General features: G+C 66.1%; 22 protein-coding genes. 14 read left to right on the top strand and 8 right to left on the bottom strand.

Annotated elements, in window-relative coordinates:
* Positions 1–92: 92 nt before the first annotated feature.
* Entirely contained in the window at positions 93–563 is a 471-nt protein-coding gene (locus ACM9HJ_RS29115; protein WP_416575311.1) for a Rid family hydrolase, read from the top strand.
* 59 nt (positions 564–622) lie between these two features.
* Here the strand turns inward: ACM9HJ_RS29115 and ACM9HJ_RS29110 are convergent, their stop codons facing one another.
* The 4 genes from ACM9HJ_RS29110 to ACM9HJ_RS29095 all read right to left on the bottom strand — a co-directional run bounded on the left by ACM9HJ_RS29110 (position 623) and on the right by ACM9HJ_RS29095 (position 5,021).
* A complete protein-coding gene (locus ACM9HJ_RS29110; protein WP_416575310.1) occupies positions 623–2,707 on the bottom strand; it encodes a TonB-dependent receptor in 2,085 nt (694 codons plus the stop codon).
* Positions 2,708–2,920: 213 nt separating this feature from the next.
* Positions 2,921–4,147 (bottom strand): pentapeptide repeat-containing protein, encoded by a 1,227-nt coding sequence (locus tag ACM9HJ_RS29105; RefSeq protein WP_416575309.1) that lies wholly within the window; start codon positions 4,145–4,147, stop codon positions 2,921–2,923.
* Positions 4,148–4,385: 238 nt separating this feature from the next.
* Entirely contained in the window at positions 4,386–4,646 is a 261-nt protein-coding gene (locus tag ACM9HJ_RS29100) for a hypothetical protein (RefSeq protein WP_416575308.1), read from the bottom strand.
* Between the two features lie 39 nt (positions 4,647–4,685).
* Entirely contained in the window at positions 4,686–5,021 is a 336-nt protein-coding gene (locus ACM9HJ_RS29095; RefSeq protein ID WP_416575307.1) for an Mpo1-like protein, read from the bottom strand.
* A 154-nt stretch (positions 5,022–5,175) separates the two neighbouring features.
* On the opposite strand from ACM9HJ_RS29095, the gene ACM9HJ_RS29090 reads away from it, so the two are divergent.
* Positions 5,176–6,204 carry an aspartate-semialdehyde dehydrogenase gene (locus ACM9HJ_RS29090; RefSeq protein WP_416575306.1) on the top strand — a complete coding sequence of 343 codons (1,029 nt, stop codon included), beginning with the start codon at positions 5,176–5,178 and terminating at the stop codon, positions 6,202–6,204.
* A gap of 182 nt (positions 6,205–6,386) precedes the next feature.
* The gene (gene gpmA / locus ACM9HJ_RS29085; protein ID WP_416575305.1) at positions 6,387–7,076 is read left to right on the top strand and encodes a 2,3-diphosphoglycerate-dependent phosphoglycerate mutase; all 690 of its coding nucleotides are present in this window, start codon (positions 6,387–6,389) and stop codon (positions 7,074–7,076) included.
* A gap of 22 nt (positions 7,077–7,098) precedes the next feature.
* On the opposite strand, the gene tsaD is transcribed toward gpmA, so the two are convergent.
* Positions 7,099–8,169 carry a tRNA (adenosine(37)-N6)-threonylcarbamoyltransferase complex transferase subunit TsaD gene (gene tsaD, locus ACM9HJ_RS29080; RefSeq protein WP_416575304.1) on the bottom strand — a complete coding sequence of 357 codons (1,071 nt, stop codon included), beginning with the start codon at positions 8,167–8,169 and terminating at the stop codon, positions 7,099–7,101.
* Positions 8,170–8,294: 125 nt separating this feature from the next.
* Between tsaD and ACM9HJ_RS29075 the strand changes: the two genes are divergently transcribed.
* Genes ACM9HJ_RS29075 through ACM9HJ_RS29055 form a run of 5 tightly spaced genes read left to right on the top strand, consistent with a single transcriptional unit; the run spans position 8,295 to position 13,060 of the window.
* The gene (locus ACM9HJ_RS29075; RefSeq protein ID WP_416575303.1) at positions 8,295–8,918 is read left to right on the top strand and encodes a glutathione S-transferase family protein; all 624 of its coding nucleotides are present in this window, start codon (positions 8,295–8,297) and stop codon (positions 8,916–8,918) included.
* A 50-nt stretch (positions 8,919–8,968) separates the two neighbouring features.
* Entirely contained in the window at positions 8,969–9,919 is a 951-nt protein-coding gene (gene hemC, locus ACM9HJ_RS29070) for a hydroxymethylbilane synthase (protein ID WP_416575302.1), read from the top strand.
* Entirely contained in the window at positions 9,916–10,617 is a 702-nt protein-coding gene (locus tag ACM9HJ_RS29065) for a uroporphyrinogen-III synthase (RefSeq protein WP_416575301.1), read from the top strand. Before hemC ends, ACM9HJ_RS29065 begins: the two co-directional genes overlap by 4 nt.
* Complete coding sequence (locus tag ACM9HJ_RS29060; RefSeq protein WP_416575300.1) at positions 10,614–11,771, top strand: COG4223 family protein; 1,158 nt, start codon at positions 10,614–10,616, stop codon at positions 11,769–11,771. The genes ACM9HJ_RS29065 and ACM9HJ_RS29060 overlap by 4 nt, the downstream gene beginning before the upstream one ends.
* Positions 11,771–13,060 carry a heme biosynthesis protein HemY gene (locus ACM9HJ_RS29055; RefSeq protein WP_416575299.1) on the top strand — a complete coding sequence of 430 codons (1,290 nt, stop codon included), beginning with the start codon at positions 11,771–11,773 and terminating at the stop codon, positions 13,058–13,060. Before ACM9HJ_RS29060 ends, ACM9HJ_RS29055 begins: the two co-directional genes overlap by 1 nt.
* A gap of 64 nt (positions 13,061–13,124) precedes the next feature.
* On the opposite strand, the gene ACM9HJ_RS29050 is transcribed toward ACM9HJ_RS29055, so the two are convergent.
* Positions 13,125–13,397 (bottom strand): hypothetical protein, encoded by a 273-nt coding sequence (locus ACM9HJ_RS29050; RefSeq protein WP_416575298.1) that lies wholly within the window; start codon positions 13,395–13,397, stop codon positions 13,125–13,127.
* A 161-nt stretch (positions 13,398–13,558) separates the two neighbouring features.
* Here ACM9HJ_RS29050 and ACM9HJ_RS29045 point away from each other — a divergent pair, with 161 nt between their 5' ends.
* On the top strand, positions 13,559–14,542 hold the full coding sequence (locus ACM9HJ_RS29045) for a cobalamin biosynthesis protein CobD/CbiB (protein ID WP_416575297.1): 984 nt from the start codon (positions 13,559–13,561) through the stop codon (positions 14,540–14,542).
* Positions 14,543–14,582: 40 nt separating this feature from the next.
* Here ACM9HJ_RS29045 and ACM9HJ_RS29040 read toward each other — a convergent pair whose 3' ends face one another.
* Complete coding sequence (locus tag ACM9HJ_RS29040; protein ID WP_416575296.1) at positions 14,583–15,341, bottom strand: GNAT family N-acetyltransferase; 759 nt, start codon at positions 15,339–15,341, stop codon at positions 14,583–14,585.
* A gap of 259 nt (positions 15,342–15,600) precedes the next feature.
* On the opposite strand from ACM9HJ_RS29040, the gene sdhC reads away from it, so the two are divergent.
* From sdhC to ACM9HJ_RS29015, 5 genes are all read left to right on the top strand, one after another.
* Positions 15,601–15,999: a succinate dehydrogenase, cytochrome b556 subunit gene (sdhC, locus tag ACM9HJ_RS29035; protein WP_416575295.1), complete on the top strand. Its 399-nt coding sequence runs from the start codon at positions 15,601–15,603 to the stop codon at positions 15,997–15,999.
* Positions 16,000–16,010: 11 nt separating this feature from the next.
* Positions 16,011–16,406 (top strand): succinate dehydrogenase, hydrophobic membrane anchor protein, encoded by a 396-nt coding sequence (gene sdhD / locus ACM9HJ_RS29030; RefSeq protein ID WP_416575294.1) that lies wholly within the window; start codon positions 16,011–16,013, stop codon positions 16,404–16,406.
* A 4-nt stretch (positions 16,407–16,410) separates the two neighbouring features.
* Entirely contained in the window at positions 16,411–18,201 is a 1,791-nt protein-coding gene (gene sdhA / locus ACM9HJ_RS29025; protein WP_416575293.1) for a succinate dehydrogenase flavoprotein subunit, read from the top strand.
* Between the two features lie 270 nt (positions 18,202–18,471).
* On the top strand, positions 18,472–19,806 hold the full coding sequence (locus ACM9HJ_RS29020) for a lipase family protein (RefSeq protein ID WP_416575292.1): 1,335 nt from the start codon (positions 18,472–18,474) through the stop codon (positions 19,804–19,806).
* Between the two features lie 215 nt (positions 19,807–20,021).
* Entirely contained in the window at positions 20,022–20,804 is a 783-nt protein-coding gene (locus ACM9HJ_RS29015; RefSeq protein ID WP_416575291.1) for a succinate dehydrogenase iron-sulfur subunit, read from the top strand.
* A gap of 71 nt (positions 20,805–20,875) precedes the next feature.
* Here the strand turns inward: ACM9HJ_RS29015 and ACM9HJ_RS29010 are convergent, their stop codons facing one another.
* Positions 20,876–21,220 (bottom strand): hypothetical protein, encoded by a 345-nt coding sequence (locus ACM9HJ_RS29010; protein WP_416575290.1) that lies wholly within the window; start codon positions 21,218–21,220, stop codon positions 20,876–20,878.
* Between the last annotated feature and the right edge of the window lie 5 nt (positions 21,221–21,225).

The raw sequence follows: 21,225 nt of genomic DNA, 5'->3' as shown, positions 1-21,225 counted from the left end.
GTCACCGGGCCGTTACATGCCGTAACAGTCAGGCAAAGTGCGGTCTGCTAAACCCTTCCCCTTAACCATATAATAAGGATGGAAGGTGTGAAATGAGGATGCATCGCCTGATACTGGCCCTGCTGGCCTGTGGCATGGCCACGACCCCGGCCCTGGCCGGTGCCCGGCAGGACGCCACGGTCCTGATGTCGGAAAATCCCCGCGGCCGCGCGGCGCAGGAGGAATGGGGCTTCGCCGACGCCGTGGTGACGGGCGACACCGTCTACCTGTCGGGTGTCGTCGCCGGCCTGCCGCCGGGTGATACCGACCTGAAGGCCGCCTATACCCGCGCCATGGACCATCTGGGCAAGATCCTGGCCCGGGCCGGTGTGGGCTGGGACGATGTGGTGGACATGACCACCTATCACACCGACGTGCCGGGCCAACTGGACGCCTTCGTGGCGGTGAAGAAGAACTATATCAAGGCCCCCTTCCCCGCCTGGACCGCCATCGGCATCACCCGCCTCGTGCCCGACGCGGGCATCACGGAGATCAAGCTGACGGCCAGGCTGATGAAGAAGTAGGCCCTTTCGCAGCGCGGATCAGGCACAAACCGTAATCCGCGCTGCGAGAAACACCATCCTCAGAACCCGGCTCGCAGCGACACGCGGAAATCACGTCCCGGCTGCGGCAGCACATCCTTCAGGAAGGAGGTGGCCAGCCGCACCTCCTCATTGGTCAGGTTGCGCAGTTCCAGCAGCAGGGTGATGTCGCGTTCCGGCAGCGGGTGCCAGTCCATCGACGCGTTGAACACCATCGCGCTATCGGTCGGCAGCTCGAATTCGGCCGTGCGCTTCTGTTTGGCCGTCCACACGCCCTCCACCCGCGCCGCGACACTGGCCAGTTCCAGGCCCAGGCCGGCGCGGGCCGACAGGGCCGGGATACGCGGCAGGGGCACCTCATTATCGCGGTCGGTGGCGCGGACATAATCCATGCCGCCGTCCAGCGTCAGGGTCGCCTGGTCGTTGCGGACCAGCACCGTCTCCGCCTCGACCTCCACGCCCCAGAAACGGGCGTCGGTGGCGGCGAACTGGGCCACGGGCAGGCCGTCTTCCTCCGCCCCCGTGATCCGTTCATAGATGTACTTGTCATAGTCGGTCAGGAACAGATTGACCGACCCGGTGACCGGCCCGCCGCTCTTCTTCAGGGTCGCCTCCACGCCCAGGCCCGTTTCCTTGCCCAGGGTCGGGTCGCCACGCTCATAGGTGCTGGTGGCCAGATGCGCGCCATCGGACAGCAATTCCTCGGCATTGGGCGCACGCTCGGTGCGCGACAGGCTGATGCCCGTCATCCAGCCGTCACCCAGCTGGCGGGACGCACCGGCGGACAGCGAAACGGTCGTGAAGTCGCGGTCGAACCCGACGCCGTTCGCCTGGATATTCTGCCGCTCCAGCCGCACCCCGCCTTCCAGCGCGAACGGCGCCAGGTCCAGGCGCTGCAGCGTGAAGACGCCCATCTGTTCGGTATCGCTGGCCGGCACGAAGGCCTCATCCCCGATCGCCTGGAAATCGCGGCCCGACGCCTGCACGCCCACGGCACCCGACAGGTTGCCCATGGCCTTCTGCACCAGTTCCACCCGGCCTTCCCAGCCCTTGTTCAGGAACCGCGTGCCGGTTTCCCCGCCTTCCAGCTCCGTATGCTTGTAATCGGCCCAGCCGAAGCGCACGCGGGTGGTCTCGAAAATGGCGAAGGGCTGGTTCACCTCCCCCATCAGGTCCAGGCGCGTCTGGCCCAGGTCGATGCGCACGGGGCCTTCCTCCTCATGCGCCTCACCTTCCTCGTCCTCATGGGTATGGCCGGCGGAGATGCCGTAATTGCTGTCCAGCCGGCTGGCGGAAACGCCGAAGAAGCCCCAGTCGCCGATATAGGACAGGCCGGCCGTGGCCCCCTTCTGCCGCAAGTCGCTGTTGGGGACGGTACCCTTGGCCTCCTCGTCCTCCTCATGCGCGTGGCCGTGCTCTGCCTCCTCCGCCTCATGCAGGATGCGGGATTCCAGATATCCGGGGACCTTGTAATCATCGGTCTGGCGGTAGAACCCGTCCAGATGCAGCACGAACGGGCTGTCCAGCCGTGCATCGATGCCCGACGCCAGCGACCGTTCATTGGCGTTGCTGCCCATGCCGATGCGGGCGAACCCGTCCACCCCGTCCTTGGGCTCGGCGATGGGGATGCGGCCGTCCAGGACGTTGATCACCCCGCCCACGGCATTGTTGCCATAAAGCAGGGTGGCCGGCCCGCGCACCACCTCCACCCGCTTGGCGGTGGCCAGGTCCAGGGCGGGAGCGTGGTCGGGGCTGGTGCTGCTGGCATCGATGCTGCCGATGCCGCCGGACAGGATGCGGATGCGGTCCCCACCCTGGCCACGGATCACCGGGCGCGAGGCGCCGGCGCCGAAACCCGACTGCGACAGGCCCGGCAGCCGGTCCAGCGCCTCGCCCAGCGTCGTCGACAAGGCCCGGTCCAGGCTCTCGCCCGACAGGCTGGACGTACCCTGCAGGATGTCGAACCGCTTGGCCCCGATGGGGGACGCGGTGACGATGATCTCCTCCACCCGGTCATGGGCGGAACCGTCCGCCGCCGGTTCCTGCTGCGCCATGGCGGGAGAGACGGCCACCATGCCACCCATCATCGCCGCCACCAGCCAGACCCGCGCCTTGTCCTTGCCCATCACCGAACCCTCAATGAAGTATGTTATAACGTAACGCTTCATAGGCGCGGAAACGGGGACAGGTCAAGCGGCGAAGGTGGGTAGGCTTGTCGCAGGGAAGAGAACGAAACCGATCGTAGGTCGTGGGTGAGGCGAAGCCGAACCCCGACATTCCTTGGCGCCGTCGCTTGTCGGGGTTCGGCTTCGCCTCACCCACGACCTACGGATCTCAACTTAATCGTGCCGCGCCTGGGCGAAATTGGCGCCGTCCAGTTCGGCACCGTCCAGCTTGGCCCCGCGCAGATCGGCACCGGTGAAATCCGTGCCATGGGCGATGGCGCCGCGCAGGTCGGCACCGCGCAGGTCCGCCCCCTGGAACCGCGCACCCGACAGGCGGGTGGGCCAGCGGCGGTCGGGCATGTCGGCGCTGACCAACGGCGTCAGATTGATCCCTTGCAGAAAGGCGCCGCCCAGATGCGCGCGCTCCAGATTGGCGCCGCGCAAATCGGCATTGCCCATCTGGGTGTCACGCAGGTCGGTGCATTCCAGGTCGGCCATGACCATGCAGGCATTGGTCCACAGCGACCGGCGGGCCAACGCATAGGGCAGCTTGGCCGCCGTCAGGTTGCGTCCGCGGAAATCCTGGCCCATCAGGTCGCGGCCGCTGAAATCGCCGCGCTTGCCGCTGCGCCCGGCACTCATCACCCAGTCCGTATGGGCGACCAGCAGCACCTCCACCGGCTCCGCCCCGTCCATAGTGCCGGGCAGCAAGGCGCCCGTGCGCTTCAGGTCGGACATGGCGTGAGGGTCCAGGATGGCGCCGCGGAAATTCGCCCCCTCCGCCAGCGCATCGCGCAGGATGGCATCGGTCAGGACCGCGCCGGCGAAATCCGCCTCCTGCAACTGCGCACCCTGCAAATTGGCGCCGTCCAGCATGGCACCCTTGAAATTGGCACCGCGCAGGTCGGCGCCGCGCAGATCGACATGGCGCAGGTTGGCGTCGGTGAAATCCGCCTTCAGCGTGATGGCCCCGTTCATCTTGGAGCCGGAGAAATCGGCATTGTTGGCGATGACGGCGGCCAGATTGGGGATGCGCCCGTCGAAGGCCTGCGGCAACGGCTTGCCACCGCGATAGACGGCCAGCACCGCCTCGCGCACATCGGTGTCGCGCAGCTTGGCCTTGGTCAGGTCGGCACCGCGCATGGTGATGCCGCGCATGTCGGCCTTGGACAGGTCGGCCTGCTGCAGATTGGCCAGCCGCAGGTCGGCGGCGAACAGGTTTGCGCCGATCAGCTTGGTCTTGACCATCTGCGCCTGGTCGAAGCGCGACCCGGTCAGCTCCGCACTGCGCAAATCCATATTGGAAAGGTTGACGCCGCGCAGGTCGCACAGCACGAAGATGGCGCGCTGGCCGCCGATGCGGCCGTCCATCAGCTTGACGTGACGGCGTAGGGCCTCCACCAGCTCCTCCGGAGAGGGGCGACGCCATGTCGGGTCCGCCGGTTGTGCCGCCTCAGCCGTCAAGCCTGCCCCACCTTCCCAAAGTGCCGCTTGTAGGGGGCCTGCCCAGGCCCCTTATCCCTCGAACTATGACAGAGCTTTGGCCGCTTGCACACCCAAGTATGGGGCGCAAACGGTCATATCCACAGCTTTTCGTTACACTGGCCGGCCAGAAACAAACGCATTAATATGGGAAGCCTCAACTCACGAATTTGCGGGCGTTGGCCACCATCACCGAATACATGGTGCGGATGAAATCGGTGGGCCGCAGCCGGCCGAACGGGATGTTTTCCGACGCGTAGGTGACCAGTTCGTCCGGCGGCTTGACCGGCACCACCTCCAGCCCCGCCTTGCGCAGCGCATCGACCACGGACTTGGCCTGCTTCATATAGTCTTCGTTGAAGAAGCTCTTGTCCGCGTCCTTGATGGACTGGGCGATGATCTCCTGGATGGATGGCACTGAACGGGTCCTCAGGTCTTCAAAGGTCTGGGGAAACTATTAACCATCAATCCCCGCCCGGCGCAATTCCGGCCCCAGTTTTCCCGCCACGAACAGGAAATACATGCGGTAATCGGCGATCAGCGACCAGAGCGGATAGGTGAAGGTGGCGGGCTTGTTATGCTCCACCGCCGCATGGGACAGCCAGGCGAAGAAATATCCCGACAAGGGCATGCCGATCAGCCAGAGTAGGTTCAGCGTGGCGCCGAACATCACCAGGCAACCCAGCGCGATGGTGCTGCCCACATAATGGAAACCGCGCGTCACAGGCTTGGAATGTTCGCGCAGATAGAAGGGCCAGAAGGCCTCGAACGTCTGATATTCCCGCTGTGCCATGGCTGCAATCCTCCCGCAACATGGGCGCTTGGTTCATTATCTTGCCATTGGGGCGCCCAGCGAATAAGTCAAAGCGTTCGTCGGGGCTTGTCAAGGCGCAACGATGTTTCGCCGCGCCCCGTCTCTACCCAATCTAATGCTGAGGACCGGGAAAATGGGTTACAAGGTCGCTGTCGTTGGCGCCACGGGCAATGTCGGCCGGGAAATCCTGCAGACGCTGGCCGACCGGAACTTCCCGGTGTCGGAAGTGGTCGCCCTGGCCTCGGAACGCTCCATCGGCCATGAGGTGTCGTTCGGCGAGGATCAGGTGCTGAAGGTCCAGGACCTGGCCAAGTTCGACTTCGCCGGCACCGATTTCGTGCTGTCCTCCCCCGGCGCCAAGATCTCCGCCGTGTTCGCGCCCAAGGCCGCTGCCGCCGGCGCCTGCGTCATCGACAATACCAGCCATTTCCGCATGGACCCGGACGTGCCGCTGGTCGTGCCGGAGGTGAACCCGCACCACCTGTCCGGCTGGCGTAAGAAGGGCATCATCGCCAATCCCAACTGCTCCACCATCCAGATGGTGGTGGCACTGAAGCCGCTGCATGATCTGGCCAGGATCAAGCGCGTGGTCGTCTCCACCTACCAGTCGGTTTCCGGCGGCGGCAAGGAGGCGATGGACGAGCTGTTCACCCAGACCCGCGCCATCTATGTCAACGATCCGGTGGAAAAGAAGAAGTTCACCAAGCAGATCGCCTTCAACGTCATCCCCCATATCGACACGTTCATGGATGACGGCATGACGAAGGAAGAGTGGAAGATGGTGGTGGAGACCAAGAAGATCCTCGACCCCGCCATCAAGGTGACCGCCACGGCCGTGCGCGTGCCAGTGTTCATCGGTCATTCCGAGGCGATCAATATCGAATTCGAGAACCCGATTACGGCGGACGAGGCCCGCAAGGCCCTGCGCGCCTTCCCCGGCATCTCCGTCGTCGATCACCGTCAGGACGAAGGTTACGTCACCCCGGTGGAAATCGCCGGCGAGGACAATGTCTTCGTCAGCCGCATCCGCGAGGACAGCACGGTGGAGAACGGCCTGTCCCTGTGGGTGGTGGCCGACAATCTGCGCAAGGGTGCCGCGCTGAACGCCGTGCAGATCGCCGAAGTGATGATCCGCGACGGGCATATCGGCCCGGCGGATTGATCGACTGTGATGAATGATTTGCGGCGGCCCCAGGGCCGCCGCAATGCTGTTGGGCCAGCGTCAGACAGCGGGCCGTTCCCCCTGGAACAGACCTTGGTGACCGTCGGTCCCGTATGGTAGGACGCAGGCCAGCATCGATAACGCCCCCACCGCCGGGGCATAAGCACAAGGGAATGTGGGAGATGACGAAGCTTGTCCTGATCCGTCACGGCCAGAGCGTGTGGAACCAGCTGGACCTGTTCACCGGCTGGACCGACGTGGACCTGTCGCCCCTGGGCGTGGAGGAAGCCAGGGAAGCCGGCGTCAAGCTGAAGGCGGCCGGGCTGGATTTCGATATCTGCCACACGTCCGTCCTGAAGCGCGCCATCAAGACCAGCAACCTGGCGCTGGAGGCCATGGACCGCATCTGGGTGCCGCAATTCAAGAGCTGGCAGCTGAACGAGCGCCATTATGGCGGCCTGCAGGGCCTGAACAAGACGGAGACGGCGGCCCAGCACGGTGCCGACCAGGTGAAGATCTGGCGCCGTTCCTATGACATCGCCCCCCCGGTCCTGGCCGAGGATGATGAGCGCCTTCCCGACGCCGACCCGCGCTATGCCGACCTGTCCAAGGACCAGCTGCCGCGCACCGAGAGCCTGAAGGATTGCGTGGCCCGCGTCGTGCCCTACTGGACCAACGTCATCGCCCCGCAGGTGAAAGCCGGCAAGCGCGTGCTGGTCGCCGCCCATGGCAACAGCCTGCGCGGTCTGGTCAAGTACCTGTCGAACATGGGCGATGACGAGATCGTCCAGTTCGAAATCCCCACCGGCAAGCCCATCGTGTACGAGCTGGATGCCGACCTGAAGGCGCTGGACCGGTATTTCCTGGACTGATCTGTTTTAGGGGTGAGGGCCGTTACGCCTTCACCCCCGCGAACGGTGCGGCCTTCGCATTCGGGTCCAGCGGCCACCTTGGCCGGGGCGCGAAATCCAGCCCGTCGGTCAGGCCCAGCCGCAGCCGTTCCAGCCCCGCCCAGGCGATCATCGCCCCATTGTCGGTGCACAGCCCCAGCGGCGGGGCCACGAACTCGAACCGGTGCCGCCGGCACAGATCCATCAGCCGGCCCCGCAGCACCTGATTGGCCGCCACCCCGCCGGCCACGACCAGCGTGTTCCCGCCGGGGAACGCTTCCTTGAAATGCTTGATGGCCTTGGTGCAGCGGTCGATCAGGCTGTCGCCCACCGCCTTGTGGAAGGATGCGGCCAGGTCGGCACGGTCGGCATCCGACAGCTCACCGCCCAGCATCTCCACATGCCGGCGCACCGCCGTCTTCAAGCCGGAAAAACTGAAATCGCAATCCGGCCGGCCCTTCATGGGGACCGGCAGGTCGAAACGGCCGGGATCGGTCGCACCCGCCGCCGCCTTTTCCATCAGCGGTCCGCCCGGATAGCCCAGGCCCATGATCTTGGCCGACTTGTCGAACGCTTCGCCCACCGCGTCGTCGATGGTGGTGCCCAGGCGCCGGTACTGGCCCACGCCCTCCACCGCCAGCAACTGGCAATGCCCGCCCGACACCAGCAGCAGCAGGAACGGGAACGCCACCCCATGGGTCAGGCGCGCGGTCAGCGCATGGCCTTCCAGATGGTTGACAGCCATGAAGGGCAGGCCGGTGACGGCGGCCAGCGCCTTGCCCGTCATCACCCCCACCATGACCCCGCCGATCAGGCCCGGCCCGGCCGTGGCCGCCACCCCGTCCAGATCGGCCAAACCCGCACCCGCTTCATCCAGCGCCTGTCGCACCAGCCGGTCCAGATGCTGCAAATGCGCCCGCGCCGCGATCTCCGGCACCACGCCGCCATAGGGGCGGTGATCGTCCAGCTGGCTCAGTACCACATTGGACAGGACACGGCCCGGCCCCTCGCCATCGCTTTCGACGATGGCGGCGGCGGTTTCATCACAGCTGGTTTCGATGCCGAGGACTTTCATGGCACGGAAACTAGGTGTTGGCGCTGCTCCCTGCAAGCGCGCCCGGGCAACCCTGCCATTACCATATCAACCAGCGCACGACCGTGCTATTTCCGTTGGTCAAATCATTCGGGGAGGCAACCACCATGATCCGCGTCCATCACCTGAACATCTCGCGTTCGCTGCGCATCCTCTGGCTGCTGGAGGAGATGGGCGTGGAGTATGAGGTGGTCCGCCATCGCCGCAACGCCAAGACCATGCGCGCGCCCTCCGCCCTGCGCGACCTGCACCCGCTGGGCAAGCTGCCCATCGTGGAGGTGGACGGCAAGGTCCTGGCCGAAACCGGCCTGATCATCGAATATCTGCTGGCCACCCGCGCCCCGCATCTGGCCCCTGCCCCCACCGATGCCGACGCCCATTGGCGCTATCGCTACTGGATGCATTATGCCGAGGGCTCGCTGATGCCCCAGCTTCTCTTGAAGCTGATCGCCGACAAGATGGGCCTGCTGGCCCTGCCCATCCGCGGCATGGTGAAGGAACAGGTCAACCTGCACCTGGATTATGTGGAAAAGGAAGCCGGGCGCTCACCCTGGCTGGCCGGTAACGAATTCTCCGCCGCCGACATCATGATGAGCTTCCCGCTGGAGGTTTCCACCATGCGCGCCGGCGTCACGCCGCAAACCCACCCCAATATCTGCCGCGTGCTGGCGGCCATGCAGGCCCGCCCCGCCTATCAGCGGGCGGTGGCGCAGGCGGCCGACAAGGGCTGATTGCCGCCGGGGTCTTCCCCACAGCGCCCGGACGCGGTATGCAGGGGCCTATGAAAGCCCTTCTTCGCATCGGCACGCGCGGCAGCCCCCTGGCGCTGGCGCAGGCCCACGAGACCCGCGACCGTCTGGCCGCCGCCTTCCCGGAACTGGCGGCCGACGGCGCCGTGGAGATCGTCACCTTCAAGACCGAAGGCGACCGCATCCTGGACCGCACCCTGAGTGCGGCCGGCGGCAAGGGCCTGTTCACCAAGGAGATCGAGCAAGCATTGATCGACGGTTCCGTCGATCTGGCCGTCCATTCGATGAAGGACGTGCCGACCAGCCTGCCCGACGGCCTTGCCATCACCGCCTATCTGCCGCGTGAGGATCACCGCGACGCCTGGTTCAGCCCCAGGGCCGCCAGCCTGGACGATCTGCCCGCCGGTGCCCTGGTCGGCACGGCGTCTTTGCGCCGTCAGGCCATCGTCCTGATGCGCCGGCCCGACCTGCGCGTCGTGGCCCTGCGCGGCAATGTCCAGACCCGCCTGCGCAAGCTGGAGGAAGGGCATGTCGATGCCACGCTGCTGGCCATGGCGGGCCTGAACCGTCTGGGTCTGGCCGACCGGGCGACCTGTGCATTGTCGGAAGACCAGATGCTGCCGGCCGTGGCCCAAGGCGCCATCGGCATCGAAACGCGCATTGCCGATGACCGCACCAACGCTTTCGTCCGCGCCCTGAACTGCGCCGCCACGGCATTGCGGGTGACGGCCGAACGCGGCGTGCTGGCCACGCTGGACGGGTCCTGCCGCACGCCCATCGCCGCCCTGGCCCTGATCAACGGTGATGCTATGTCGCTGAAGGCGCTGGTGATCCGCCCCGACGGGCAGCAATGGTTCACCACCGGCCGCGCCGGCAACAAGGCGGACGCCCTGGCCATGGGCATTGATGCCGGGCAGGAGCTGAAATCCAAGCTGCCGGCCGCCTTCTTCGCCGGGGTCAATCCCGACGGGCCGGTGGTGTGACGGGGGTCCTCGTCACCAGGCCGGAACCGGGAGCCGCGCAGACGGCCGCATCCCTGTCCGCCTTGGGCTATCACCCCATCCTGGCGCCCGTGCTGACCATCGAGCCGATCCCCGGCCCGCCCATCGACCTGTCCGGTTTCGATGCCGTCGCCGTCACCTCTGCCAACGGGGTACGGGCACTGGCCGCACGCACGGCTGACCGGGGCCGGCCGCTCTATGCCGTCGGCGCCCGCACCGCCGCGCTGGCACGGGATCTGGGCTTTACCGACGTGCACAGCGCCGACGGCGACGTGGCCTCGCTGTCGGCGCTGCTGGCCGGCAAGGGCCATGTCCTGCATGTGGCCGGGGTGGATGTGGCGGGGGAACTTGCACCCGCAGACATTGTTGTCACAAGGCTGACCGCCTATCAGGCGGTGGCGGCCAAAGACCTGCCGGTCGAGGCGTTGGATGCCTTGCGCGGCGGGCTTGTGGCCTATGTGACGCTTTTTTCGCCGCGCACGGCCGACCTGTTTGTTAGGCTGGCGCAAAAGGCCGGATTGTCGCCGCTGGCCGGCGGTTGGACGGCCCTGTGCCTGTCGGCCGCCGTGGCCCAGGCCGCATCCGGGTTCGGTTTCACCGAAATCCGTATCGCGGCCCGGCCCGACGCGGCCAGCCTGCTGGCCCTGCTGCCGGCGGTGAAGGGGGAGTTTGAAGCATGAGCGACACCGAAAAGACGGGCAAGGGCATGAGCCTGGAAGAGCTGGAGCGCGATATCGCCAGCCAGAAGCCCGCACCGGAAGCCAGACCGGCCACCAAGCCCGTCCCGCCGGCACCCGCCCCTGTGGTGGTGAAGCGCGGCGGCGGCCTGCTGGGCGGTACGGCACTGCTGGTGGCGCTGGGTGCCGCCGGCCTGTCCGGTTACGGCTTCTGGCTGGACCGCAACGCCCCGCCCGCCGCCGTTACCGACCTCTCCCCCCTGGCAACCCGCGTCATCGCTGTGGAGGCACGGCAGCAGGAACTGCAAGCCGCGCTGGACAGCCTGTCCAGACGGCAGGACGCGCTGGAGGCCCGCCTGTCGGGCGATACCAATGTCGTGGCGCGTGAACCGGTACCCAACACCGACTCGGCCCCCCAGGGCGTGGTCGATATCTCGGTGACGGAGGCCCTGGCCGACCGCATCGCGGCCCTGGAAGACCGCAAGCCTGAGAGTGTCGACCTCGGTCCCCTCTCCCACCGCGTGCAGACGCTGGAGGAGGTATCGGCGGAGGTGATCCCGCGCCTGACCATGCTGGAAACCCGCCGCCAGATGGGGGCCGTGGGCGAGGCGCTGATCATCGCCGTGGGGCAGTTGCAGGCGGCCCTGACCGCCGGCCGGCCCTATGGACGGGAGTTGCGCGCCGCCCAGGCGCTGGCCGCCAACGACACGGCGCTGCTGGACCTGCTGGCGCCCTTGTCCGCCACGGCGGAGACGGGCCTGGCCGGCGATATCGAGCTGCGGGAGAAGTTCCGCCTGCTGGCCCCGGCCGTGCTGCGCGCCGACCGTGACCGGGAGGGGGCGCACTGGACCGACCGGGTGCTGGGCCGTGTGGCCAGCGTCATCACGCTGCGCCGCGCCTCGGGCGAGGTGGCGGGCGATGATGCCGATGCCGTGCTGGCGCGTGCAGAGGCGGCCCTGCTGGCCAATGACCTGCCGCGCGCGGTGGAGGAGATGGAGAAGCTGCCCGCCCATGCCGCCGCCCCCGCCGCCGAATGGTTGAAGCTGGCCGAGGCGCGCATGGCCGCGGAGGCGGCCGCCGCCACCCTGGCCGACCTGTCGCTGGCCCGCATGGCGGGCACGGCGAAGGACGGGGCCAAGGACGGGGAGGCCCGTTGATGCGCAAATCCCTGATTTTCTTCCTGAAGATCGGCATCCTGGTAGCCGCTGCCGTCTGGCTGGCGCAGCGTCCGGGTCGCGTCACCATCGAATGGCTGGACCATGTGGCGGAGATGCCGGTAGGCATCGCCGCCATCCTGGTGCTGCTGCTGGCCTGGATCGCCGCCACGCTGGGCCGCCTCTGGCGCATCCTGCGCGGCGGGCCCGGTGCCCTGGGCCGCCGCCGCAACAGCAACCGGCGTGAGGGCGGGTTCCGCGCCCTGTCCCAGGGTTGGGTGGCTGTCGCCGCCGGTGACGCCGACATCGCCACCAAGTCCGCCAAGGCGGCGGAAAAGCTGCTGCGCGAACCGTCCCTGACCCTGCCTTTGGCCGCCCATGCCGCCGAATTGCGCGGTGACGCCCCGGCCGCCGCCACTTACTACAAGGCCATGCTGGCCAAGCCATCGACCGAACTGGCAGCGCGCAAGGCGCTGCTGGCCCAGGCCATGGGCAAGGGTGACCGGCCCGCCGCCCTGGATCATGCCCGCCGTGCCCTGGAACTGCGTCCCAAAGCCGACTGGCCCGCCAAGGCCCTGGCGGAGTTGGAGGCCGGTGGCGGCAACTGGCTGGAGGCCGATGCCGCCCTGGTCAAGGCCCAGAAGAGCAAGGCGCTGGCCAAGGAAGATGCCGCCCCCCGCCGTGCTGCCCTGCTGATCGAGGAGGCGCGTCAGGCCGTATCCACCGGCCGGCCCGAGTCGGCGTTGCAAGCAGCCCAGGCCGCTTTCGACCTGGACCCGGCGCGCGTGCCGGCCGCCGCCTTGCTGGCCCGGCTGCTGGCCAAGGCCGGTAAACATGCCAAGGCCGGCAAGGTGCTGGAACAGACCTGGCGCTTGTCGCCGCATCCCGATCTGGCCAAGGCCTGGGGCGAGGTGTCGGCGGATCAGAACGCCCTATCGCTGGTGAAGCGCTATGAGGGTCTTGTGGCGCTGAAGCCCGGTGCCGCCGACGCGCATTTCGCCCTGGGTGAGGCGGCGATCAACGCCAAGCTCTGGGGTGTGGCCCGCAGCCATCTGGAAAAGACCCGCGAACTAGCCGCCACCCAGCGCGTCTATCGCCGTCTGGCCGATGTGGCGCGGGCGGAAAAGGGCGAGGGACCGGAGGCGCATGGCTTCCTGAACCAGGCCATGTCCGCCGCCGCCGATCCCCGCTGGCGCTGCACGTCGTGCGGCACCACCCATGGCGACTGGCACGCGGTCTGCGACCAGTGCAAGTCGGTGGACACGATCACCTGGCCGAAGGTGGGGCGTTAGGCCTGTGGGGAGGGTATCCACTCCCCACAGGCCTAACGCCTGCTTTGTGCAGATGTAGAAAAGGTCAATCGAGTTTTTCGATGTTTACCAACCTGATATCACCGTCGAAGTCTTCCATGGCGTAGGCGGTAATATTGTCTGAGAACTCATCGATCAGGTTGAGCCCTTTGGAATCATAGTCGTTTTCGGCAACAAGCTTCAGCTTGTCATTCTCGACGGTGCAAATGACATTGTGTTCATGCGGATAGTGCAGTCGGAATGCTTCCGTTATGTCGCGAGCCAGCTCGTCGCCCGTCGACGGGGGAACCCCGTCACATTCCAGAGTGATGCGATACATGCGGCTGCACCCTTCACGAGAGGATATTCAACAGCAATATCATAATGGCGACGGCCGACAGCCGGAATAGGGCATGTCCGTGGGCATGCGCAATGCATCCCCTTCCCCCGCCGCGTTCGCGCAGATACACCATATCAACCCTCTCCCGCGTGGACGTCCCCATGCTGCTGCCCTATTCCGGCGGGGTTGATGCCCTGCTGCTGCTGATCATCGCGCTGGTTGTCGATGCCTGTGTGGGCGACAGCGCCTGGCTGCGCCGTTTCCTGCCCGGCCCCGCCGATCTGGCCGCCCGTGCCGTGGCGCTGTATGACCGCCGTCTGAACCGCATCGACCGCACGGACAAGGTACGCCGGGCACGTGGATCACTGGTCACGCTGCTGCTGCTGGTCCTGGGTGCGTTGCTGGGCTTCTGCCTGTCGGTGGCGGTGCGGCACATCCCGGCCGGCGGCTTCGTGGAACTGCTGGTCCTGGTCCGCTGCCTGACCCTGCGCCTGCCCTGGGGTACCATGGGGCGCACGGTGGCAGCCCTGGAGGGCAATGATATCGAGGCGGCGCGAACCGCCGTCGGCCCCCTGACCGACCGGCAGCTCTGGAGCCTGGATGAACATGGCACCGTGCGCGCCGGGGTGGAGGGGGCGGCCCGCGCCCTGACCCATGGCGTGGTGGCACCGGCCCTGTTCTACACCCTGTTCGGCTTGGCCGGGCTGCTGGCCTGGGCGGCGCTGGATGGTACCGCCCGCATCATCGGCCATGACACGCCCCGCCACGCCCATTTCGGGGCGCTGGCCCGCCGCCTGACCTCCATCCTGGGTTTCCCCGCCGCCCTGATCGCTTCCCTGGTCGTGCTGCTGGCCGCCAGCTTCGTGCCCAAGGCCAATGCCTTGCGCGGCTTGCGCGATGCAAAAGGCGCCATGGGCCATCCGATGGGGGCCGACGCCCTGCCCGTCGCCGCCTTCGCCGGTGTACTGGACCTGTCGGTGGCGGGACCAAGGCGGGAGGGGGAACGGGTGGTCAAGGAACCTTGGCTGGGCAATGGCCGTGCCCGTGCGGTGCCCCGCGACCTGCGCGCCGCCATGGCGCTCTACGCCATTTCCGCCCTGATCGCGGCGGGGCTGGTGGTAGGGGCGGGGTTGCTCGCGGCGTGAATTAAGGTCGCATAAGCGAAGCGCATGCGACAAACGACGGTCACCCCAACTTCGCGTAGGCATAATCATACAGGTGCTGGAACCCCAGCCGGGCATAGAGCGCCAGGGCCGGCGCATTGCCCGCCCCCACCTGGAGATAGGCCCCCACCGCCCCTTCCGCCGCCGCACGCCCCATCATGTCCTGCATCAGCCGTCGCGGCAGCCCTTGCCCGCGCCTGTCCGCCCGGCAGGCCACCTTGAAGAAGCCGACCCAATCCCGGTCCAGCACCGCCAGGCAGGCCGCCACCGGTTCCCCATCCTGCCACAGGGTGGCGAAGCGGGTGCGCACGGCGATGCCGGTCAGGATGGACATTAGGGCCGGCATTTCCACCTCCGGCACGGGTACCATGCGGCGATAGGCATCCATCCAGGCCTTGTCCAGCCTGTCCTGCACCCGCACCGCCGCATCGGGCGCCGCACCGCCCATATCCTTCAGCGACCGCCAGAACACCTTGCTCTCACTGGCGATCCCATACCCCCGCACCGCCAGCCGCGCACCCAGGTCGGGCGGCGTCAGCGGCGTCAGGCGGAACATGGGGGCCAAGCCCTGGCGGCGATATTCCGTCTCGAACAGGGTGATGGTGGCATCGTCGATCGTGGCCAGCGGCACCACGGCATTGGCGGAATTGGCCCGGCCCGTATGCCCCGCCGCGAAATACAGCGCCCAGCCGCCATGGATGATGCGTCGCGGTGCCGGCCAGGCCGTCATCGACAGATCTTCCAACAAGGCGATGTCCTGGATGCGATCATACGACAGCATGGAATGGCGGTCTCCGGCCCTAAAACAGAAGAACAACATGCTGCCATGCTGAAAAACAAGGGCGCCATGCCAAGGTCGGGGGGCGGTCACGCCCTTTACCGCAGTGCCGAAGCGTTGACGGGGGCGGGGGTTCGGCGTAAGTCACTCGGGCGATTTCTTTGTCTCATAAGCCGCCGGTGGTCCCTCCATCGGGTATCCCCACCCCTGGCGGGGGCGGGAGCACGGGCAAACCCCGGCAAGCACCAAGGACGAAAGAGAGATGACCGATACGCCTGCGGCCAAACGGCAACGGCCCTTGTCCCCCCACCTGGGTGTCTACCGGCTGCCGCTGCCGGCCCTGACGTCCATCGTCCACCGCATCACCGGTGTCGGCCTGACTTTCGGCACCCTGCTGCTGGTCTGGTGGCTGGTTGCCGCCGCCGCCGGTCCGGATGCCTATGCGGATGCCACCGACTTCATCGCCTCGCCCATCGGGCTGCTGCTGATGTTCGGCTGGACGGCCGCACTCTGGTACCACCTGCTGAACGGCATCCGCCATCTGATCTGGGACGGCGTGAAGATGCTGACCCTGGAACAGTCCTATAGCAGCGCCAAGCTGGTCATCGGGGGCGCCGTTGTGGCGACCGTGCTGACCTGGGTCGCGGCGTTCGCGGTCTGACGGGGGACATGATGGCAAACGATACCAACAGCTTCCGCACGCCTATCGGCCGCGCCCGCGGCCTGGGTTCCGCCAAGGTGGGTGCCCAGCATTGGCTGGCCTATCGCATCGGCGCCGCCGCATTGGCCGTGCTGACGATCCTGTTCATCATCCTGGTGATCAGCCTGATCGGCGCGCCCTATGAGGAGGTGGTCGCCACCTTCAAGCAGCCCTGCCCGGTCATCCTGACGGTGCTGTTCCTGGGCTTCACCTTCCACCATGCCGCCTATGGCATGCAGGAAGTGTACGAGGATTATATCCACGGCAAGCTGGCCAAGGTTGCCGCCATCGCGCTGACCAAGGGTCTGGCGCTGGTGCTGTTCCTGGCCGCCTCCTTCGCCGTCCTCAAGATCGCATTCGGAGCCTGACACCATGGCGACCGCTTACAAGATCATCGACCACGAATATGACGTGGTTGTCGTCGGCGCCGGTGGCGCTGGTTTGCGCGCCACTTTCGGCATGGCCGAAAAGGGGCTGAAGACCGCCTGCATCACCAAGGTGTTCCCCACCCGCAGCCACACCGTGGCCGCACAGGGCGGCATCTCGGCGGCCCTGGGCAACATGGGCGACGACGACTGGCGCTACCACATGTACGACACTGTCAAGGGGTCGGACTGGCTGGGCGACCAGGACGCCATCGAATACATGGTGCGCGAAGCCATCCCCGCCATCATCGAGCTGGAACATCAGGGTGTGCCGTTCTCGCGCACTGCTGAAGGCAAGATCTACCAGCGCGCCTTCGGCGGCATGACCACCGAATATGGCAAGGGCCAGGCCTACCGCACCTGCGCGGCGGCCGACCGTACCGGCCACGCCATGCTGCACACGCTCTATCAGCAGAGCCTGCGCCACCATGCCGAATTCTTCATCGAGTATTTCGCCCTCGACCTGCTGATGGACGAGGAAGGCGCATGCCGTGGCGTGCTGGCCTGGAACCTGGACGATGGCACCATCCATCGCTTCCGCGGGCACCAGACGGTGCTGGCCACCGGCGGCTATGGCCGCGCCTACTTCTCTGCCACCTCGGCCCATACCTGCACCGGCGACGGCGGCGGCATGGTGCTGCGCGCCGGCCTGCCGCTCCAGGATATGGAGTTCGTGCAGTTCCACCCGACCGGCATCTACGGCTCCGGCTGTCTGATCACCGAGGGTGCGCGCGGTGAGGGCGGCTACCTGACCAACAGCAACGGTGAGCGCTTCATGGAGCGCTACGCCCCGTCCGCCAAGGACCTGGCCTCGCGCGACGTGGTCAGCCGCTCCATGACCATCGAGATCCGTGAGGGTCGCGGTGTCGGCGAGCACAAGGACCATATCCATCTGCATCTGGAGCATCTGGCGCCGGACGTCATCCATGCCCGCTTGCCGGGCATCGCTGAATCGGCCCGCGTGTTCGCCGGCGTGGACGTGACCAAGGAGCCGATCCCGGTTCTGCCGACCGTTCACTACAACATGGGCGGCATCCCCACGAATTACCGTGGCGAGGTCATCCGTCCCACGGCCGAGAACCCCGATCAGGTCGTCCCCGGCCTGATGGCCATCGGCGAGGCGGCTTGCGTGTCGGTGCATGGTGCCAACCGCCTGGGCTCCAACTCGCTGCTCGATCTCGTGGTGTTCGGCCGTTCGGCCGCCATCCGCGCCGCCGAGATCGTCACCAAGGGCGCCCCGCACAAGACCATCTCCAACGACAGCACCGACAAGGCGCTGGCCCGTCTGGACAAGGCCCGCTTCGCCAAGGGCGGCACCCGCGTGGCGCATCTGCGCCTGGAAATGCAGAAGATCATGCAGAACAACTGCGCCGTCTTCCGCACGGGCGAGGTGCTGGACGAGGGTGTGGAGAAGATGAAGGAAGTCTGGGCCAAGCGCCCGGATGTGCAGGTCAGCGACACCTCCATGATCTGGAACAGCGATCTGGTGGAAGCGCTGGAACTGGACAACCTGATGTACCAGGCCGTGGCCACCATCAATTCCGGCGCCAACCGTCAGGAATCCCGCGGCGCCCATGCGCGTGAGGATTTCAGCGAGCGTGACGACGAGAACTGGATGAAGCACACCGCCGTCTGGGTGGACGAGGCCGGCAAGCCGACCATCGATTATCGTCCGGTGCATCTCTACACGCTGACCAACGAGGTGGAAGTGTTCCCGCCGAAGAAGCGCGTCTACTGATACCACGGTCCATACAGCGTTCCCGAGGGCCCGGCCGAAAGCCGGGCCCTTTTTCTTTGCCGTGTTAATTTATTAAATCATGCGCCGACGCTTACTTGATATATTAACATATTTACTTTAACATATTGACAATAAATACATTAACTCATCAATAATAACGAAAAATTAACCAGTTTTTTCTTGCAATTTTGTCGGTGATTTTCAAATATCCGGGCGTCAATGCGCGTATTGATTATATACCCCAGCTCCCCTCGACCACCGGAGACGCATATGACCTACGCTCCTCCTCTCGCCGCCTCCTATTTCCAGGGCACGGATTTCGGCCTCACCTGGCTGGGCCTCGCCAATGCCGCCTATATCCAGGAAGGCGCCCAAACCGCCGGCGTGATCGCGCGGACCATCCAGTTCGCCTTCATGCCCACCGACGGCGACGTCTATATGCAGGCGCCGCCGGACCCGACGGACCCGACCGGCAACACGCCGCTGTCCGGCTACTGGAATGTCGACTGGGGCCCCGGCATCACGGACGACCTGTCCAACCTGGTCTTCCTGGTCAGCTTCCGCCAGGGCACCCGGCCGGCCTCTCCCCTGGACCCCCAGGGCGCGCCCTATTTCTTCGCCGTCTGCATCCGTGGCACCGACATCGCCACCGATTATGTGGCGTTGGCGCAGCAAGTGCTCCAGGACTTCAACGCCTATACGGTGGAAAGCCTGGTCAACGCCTTCACCGGCGTGCCCAACCCGGCCAATACCGCCATCCCCACCGGCGGCGGGCATGTGTCCACCGGCACGGCCGCCGGGTTTTCCAAGATGGCCAATATCGAATGCGGTTATGAGACGCCGGGCGGGATCGCCAAGACGGGCGGGATCGCCGCCGCCGTGCTGGATTTCCTGACCGCCTATCCGGGCGTGCCGCTGGTGGTGACGGGCCACAGCCTGGGCGGCTGCCAGACGCAGATCATGGCCACCTACCTGGCCTGGCAGGTGGCCGCGACGTCGACCGGCAGCAGCCACGCCATCTATCCCAATGCCTACGCCCCCTCCACTGCGGGCGACGGCACCTTCGCCGCCTATTATGACGGGCTGTTCCCCTATGGGCAGTTCTGGGTGAACACGCTGGACGTGGTCCCCTGCGGCTTCGCCAACCTGTCGACGCTGAAGACCCTGTGGCAAACCTACCAGTGGCCCGCGGGCTCGATCGATCCGGTGACCCAGGACAGCATCGCCGGACAGCCCGGCCCCCAGGCGCCGGCGGAGTTGGTGGCCCTGTCCAAGAACCTGATCACCAGGGTCGATTTCCTGGCCATCAACTATACGCGGCCCAAGAACGGCGTGCATCTGATGACGCCGAACCCGGCGCTGCCGCAACCGCAGACCGTCCTGGCGATGATCGTCGACATGGCCACGCCGCCGCCGCCGGCACCGCCGCCGACCGACCTGCCCACGCCCAAGCAGCAGCAGGATGCGACCCAGGGGACGGCCATGCTGGAATGGCAGCATTTCATGAAGGCCTATGCGGCATTGGTCGGGGGCGTCGCCAACGTGATCAATTATCCGATCATCGATTTGAAGACGATCCCGCAACAGAGCAATCCGGAAACCTGAGCCGAGCCGGGTTCTGGATGACGATGCGGGGTGCGGCAAGCGATTGCCGCACCCCGTCCATTCCCGCGATGCACAAATCGGTCATGGATTTCTGCGCCCAAGCTTTCTATTGTCCTTTTGCCCAGGCGTTGACCGGCGTCTGGGGTACCCCCGCGCGCGCCCGGCAACGACCGGGTGGGTATGGAATGTCCATCTGCTGAACAGGCGTTAGACCCATGGCCGAATTCACCCTGCCCGCCAATTCCAAGGTTAAGCCCGGCAAGACCATCAAGTCGGCGTCGGCGGATGCCAAGCGTACCCGCACCTTCCGCATCTACCGCTATGATCCCGATACGGGCGAGAACCCGCGTGAGGACAAGTACGAGATCGACCTGGACAAGTGTGGTCCGATGGTTCTGGACGCGCTGATCCACATCAAGAACGATGTCGACAGCACCCTGACCTTCCGCCGTTCCTGCCGCGAGGGCATCTGCGGCTCCTGCGCGATGAATATCGACGGGCGCAACACCCTGGCATGCCTGAAGCCGATCGGCGAGGTGAAGGGCGACGTCAAGATCTACCCGCTGCCGCACCAGCCGGTGGTCAAGGATCTGGTCCCCGACCTGAACCAGAATTACGCCCAGCTGGCCTCCATCAAGCCCTGGCTGCAGACGCAGAGCACCGCGCCCTCGCGCGAACGCCTGCAGAGCCCGGAAGAGCGTGAGAAGCTGGACGGGCTGTATGAATGCATCCTGTGCTTCTGCTGCACGACGTCCTGCCCCAGCTACTGGTGGAACGGCGACCGTTACCTGGGCCCGGCGGTTCTGCTGCAGGCCTACCGCTTCATCGCCGACAGCCGCGATGAGATGACGGGCGAGCGTCTGGACGCGCTGGAGGATCCGTTCCGCCTCTATCGCTGCCACACGATCATGAACTGTACCCAGACCTGCCCCAAGGGTCTGAACCCCGCCAAGGCCATCGCCGAGATCAAGAAGCTGATGGCCGCCCGCGCTGCCTGAGGCGTGGATGGTTGGAAAGAATGAAGGCCGCCCCGGAGACGATCCGGAGCGGCCTTTTCATTTGGTCCGATTTAATTCGGCACGGCTTGGGTCAGCACCCCGTCGACCACCGTGCAACGCAACGTGCGGCGCTGCGGCCCCTCGAACGCATCCTTGCGGCTGGCCATGGTGAAGGGCTGGCTGACGGTCTGGACATTGCCATTGGTGGACAGTTCCGGCAGGTCGAAGGCAATGCGGTAGCGATCGCCGAACGACCGGTCCACCTCGCGCCGGCACAGGTCGGTGGCGGTGCGGGGAGTGCGGTAATGACCGTTCTCATACTCCCCGTCATTGACATTGATCGAACAGGCGCCCAGCAGCCCGCCGGCCGACAAGGCCAGGAACGCGAACGCGGAAGCACGGACAAGACGTGACATGATAC

The organism is Niveispirillum sp. KHB5.9 (genome assembly GCF_048066115.1).
Lineage (GTDB): Bacteria > Pseudomonadota > Alphaproteobacteria > Azospirillales > Azospirillaceae > Niveispirillum.
The sequence above is the reverse complement of the archived record's forward strand: the minus strand, read 5'-3'. Positions and strand labels throughout refer to the sequence as shown.

What these genes read in the sequence shown, in the direction of transcription:
- ACM9HJ_RS29115 (WP_416575311.1), top strand. Translation starts at nt 93, where the DNA reads ATGAGGATGCATCGCCTGATACTGGCCCTGCTGGCCTGTGGCATGGCC.
- ACM9HJ_RS29110 (WP_416575310.1), bottom strand. Translation starts at nt 2,707, where the DNA reads ATGGGCAAGGACAAGGCGCGGGTCTGGCTGGTGGCGGCGATGATGGGT.
- ACM9HJ_RS29095 (WP_416575307.1), bottom strand. Translation starts at nt 5,021, where the DNA reads ATGGCACAGCGGGAATATCAGACGTTCGAGGCCTTCTGGCCCTTCTAT.
- ACM9HJ_RS29090 (WP_416575306.1), top strand. Translation starts at nt 5,176, where the DNA reads ATGGGTTACAAGGTCGCTGTCGTTGGCGCCACGGGCAATGTCGGCCGG.
- gpmA (WP_416575305.1), top strand. Translation starts at nt 6,387, where the DNA reads ATGACGAAGCTTGTCCTGATCCGTCACGGCCAGAGCGTGTGGAACCAG.
- tsaD (WP_416575304.1), bottom strand. Translation starts at nt 8,169, where the DNA reads ATGAAAGTCCTCGGCATCGAAACCAGCTGTGATGAAACCGCCGCCGCC.
- ACM9HJ_RS29075 (WP_416575303.1), top strand. Translation starts at nt 8,295, where the DNA reads ATGATCCGCGTCCATCACCTGAACATCTCGCGTTCGCTGCGCATCCTC.
- hemC (WP_416575302.1), top strand. Translation starts at nt 8,969, where the DNA reads ATGAAAGCCCTTCTTCGCATCGGCACGCGCGGCAGCCCCCTGGCGCTG.
- ACM9HJ_RS29060 (WP_416575300.1), top strand. Translation starts at nt 10,614, where the DNA reads ATGAGCGACACCGAAAAGACGGGCAAGGGCATGAGCCTGGAAGAGCTG.
- ACM9HJ_RS29055 (WP_416575299.1), top strand. Translation starts at nt 11,771, where the DNA reads ATGCGCAAATCCCTGATTTTCTTCCTGAAGATCGGCATCCTGGTAGCC.
- ACM9HJ_RS29050 (WP_416575298.1), bottom strand. Translation starts at nt 13,397, where the DNA reads ATGTATCGCATCACTCTGGAATGTGACGGGGTTCCCCCGTCGACGGGC.
- ACM9HJ_RS29045 (WP_416575297.1), top strand. Translation starts at nt 13,559, where the DNA reads ATGCTGCTGCCCTATTCCGGCGGGGTTGATGCCCTGCTGCTGCTGATC.
- ACM9HJ_RS29040 (WP_416575296.1), bottom strand. Translation starts at nt 15,341, where the DNA reads ATGCTGTCGTATGATCGCATCCAGGACATCGCCTTGTTGGAAGATCTG.
- sdhC (WP_416575295.1), top strand. Translation starts at nt 15,601, where the DNA reads ATGACCGATACGCCTGCGGCCAAACGGCAACGGCCCTTGTCCCCCCAC.
- sdhD (WP_416575294.1), top strand. Translation starts at nt 16,011, where the DNA reads ATGGCAAACGATACCAACAGCTTCCGCACGCCTATCGGCCGCGCCCGC.
- sdhA (WP_416575293.1), top strand. Translation starts at nt 16,411, where the DNA reads ATGGCGACCGCTTACAAGATCATCGACCACGAATATGACGTGGTTGTC.
- ACM9HJ_RS29020 (WP_416575292.1), top strand. Translation starts at nt 18,472, where the DNA reads ATGACCTACGCTCCTCCTCTCGCCGCCTCCTATTTCCAGGGCACGGAT.
- ACM9HJ_RS29015 (WP_416575291.1), top strand. Translation starts at nt 20,022, where the DNA reads ATGGCCGAATTCACCCTGCCCGCCAATTCCAAGGTTAAGCCCGGCAAG.
- ACM9HJ_RS29010 (WP_416575290.1), bottom strand. Translation starts at nt 21,220, where the DNA reads ATGTCACGTCTTGTCCGTGCTTCCGCGTTCGCGTTCCTGGCCTTGTCG.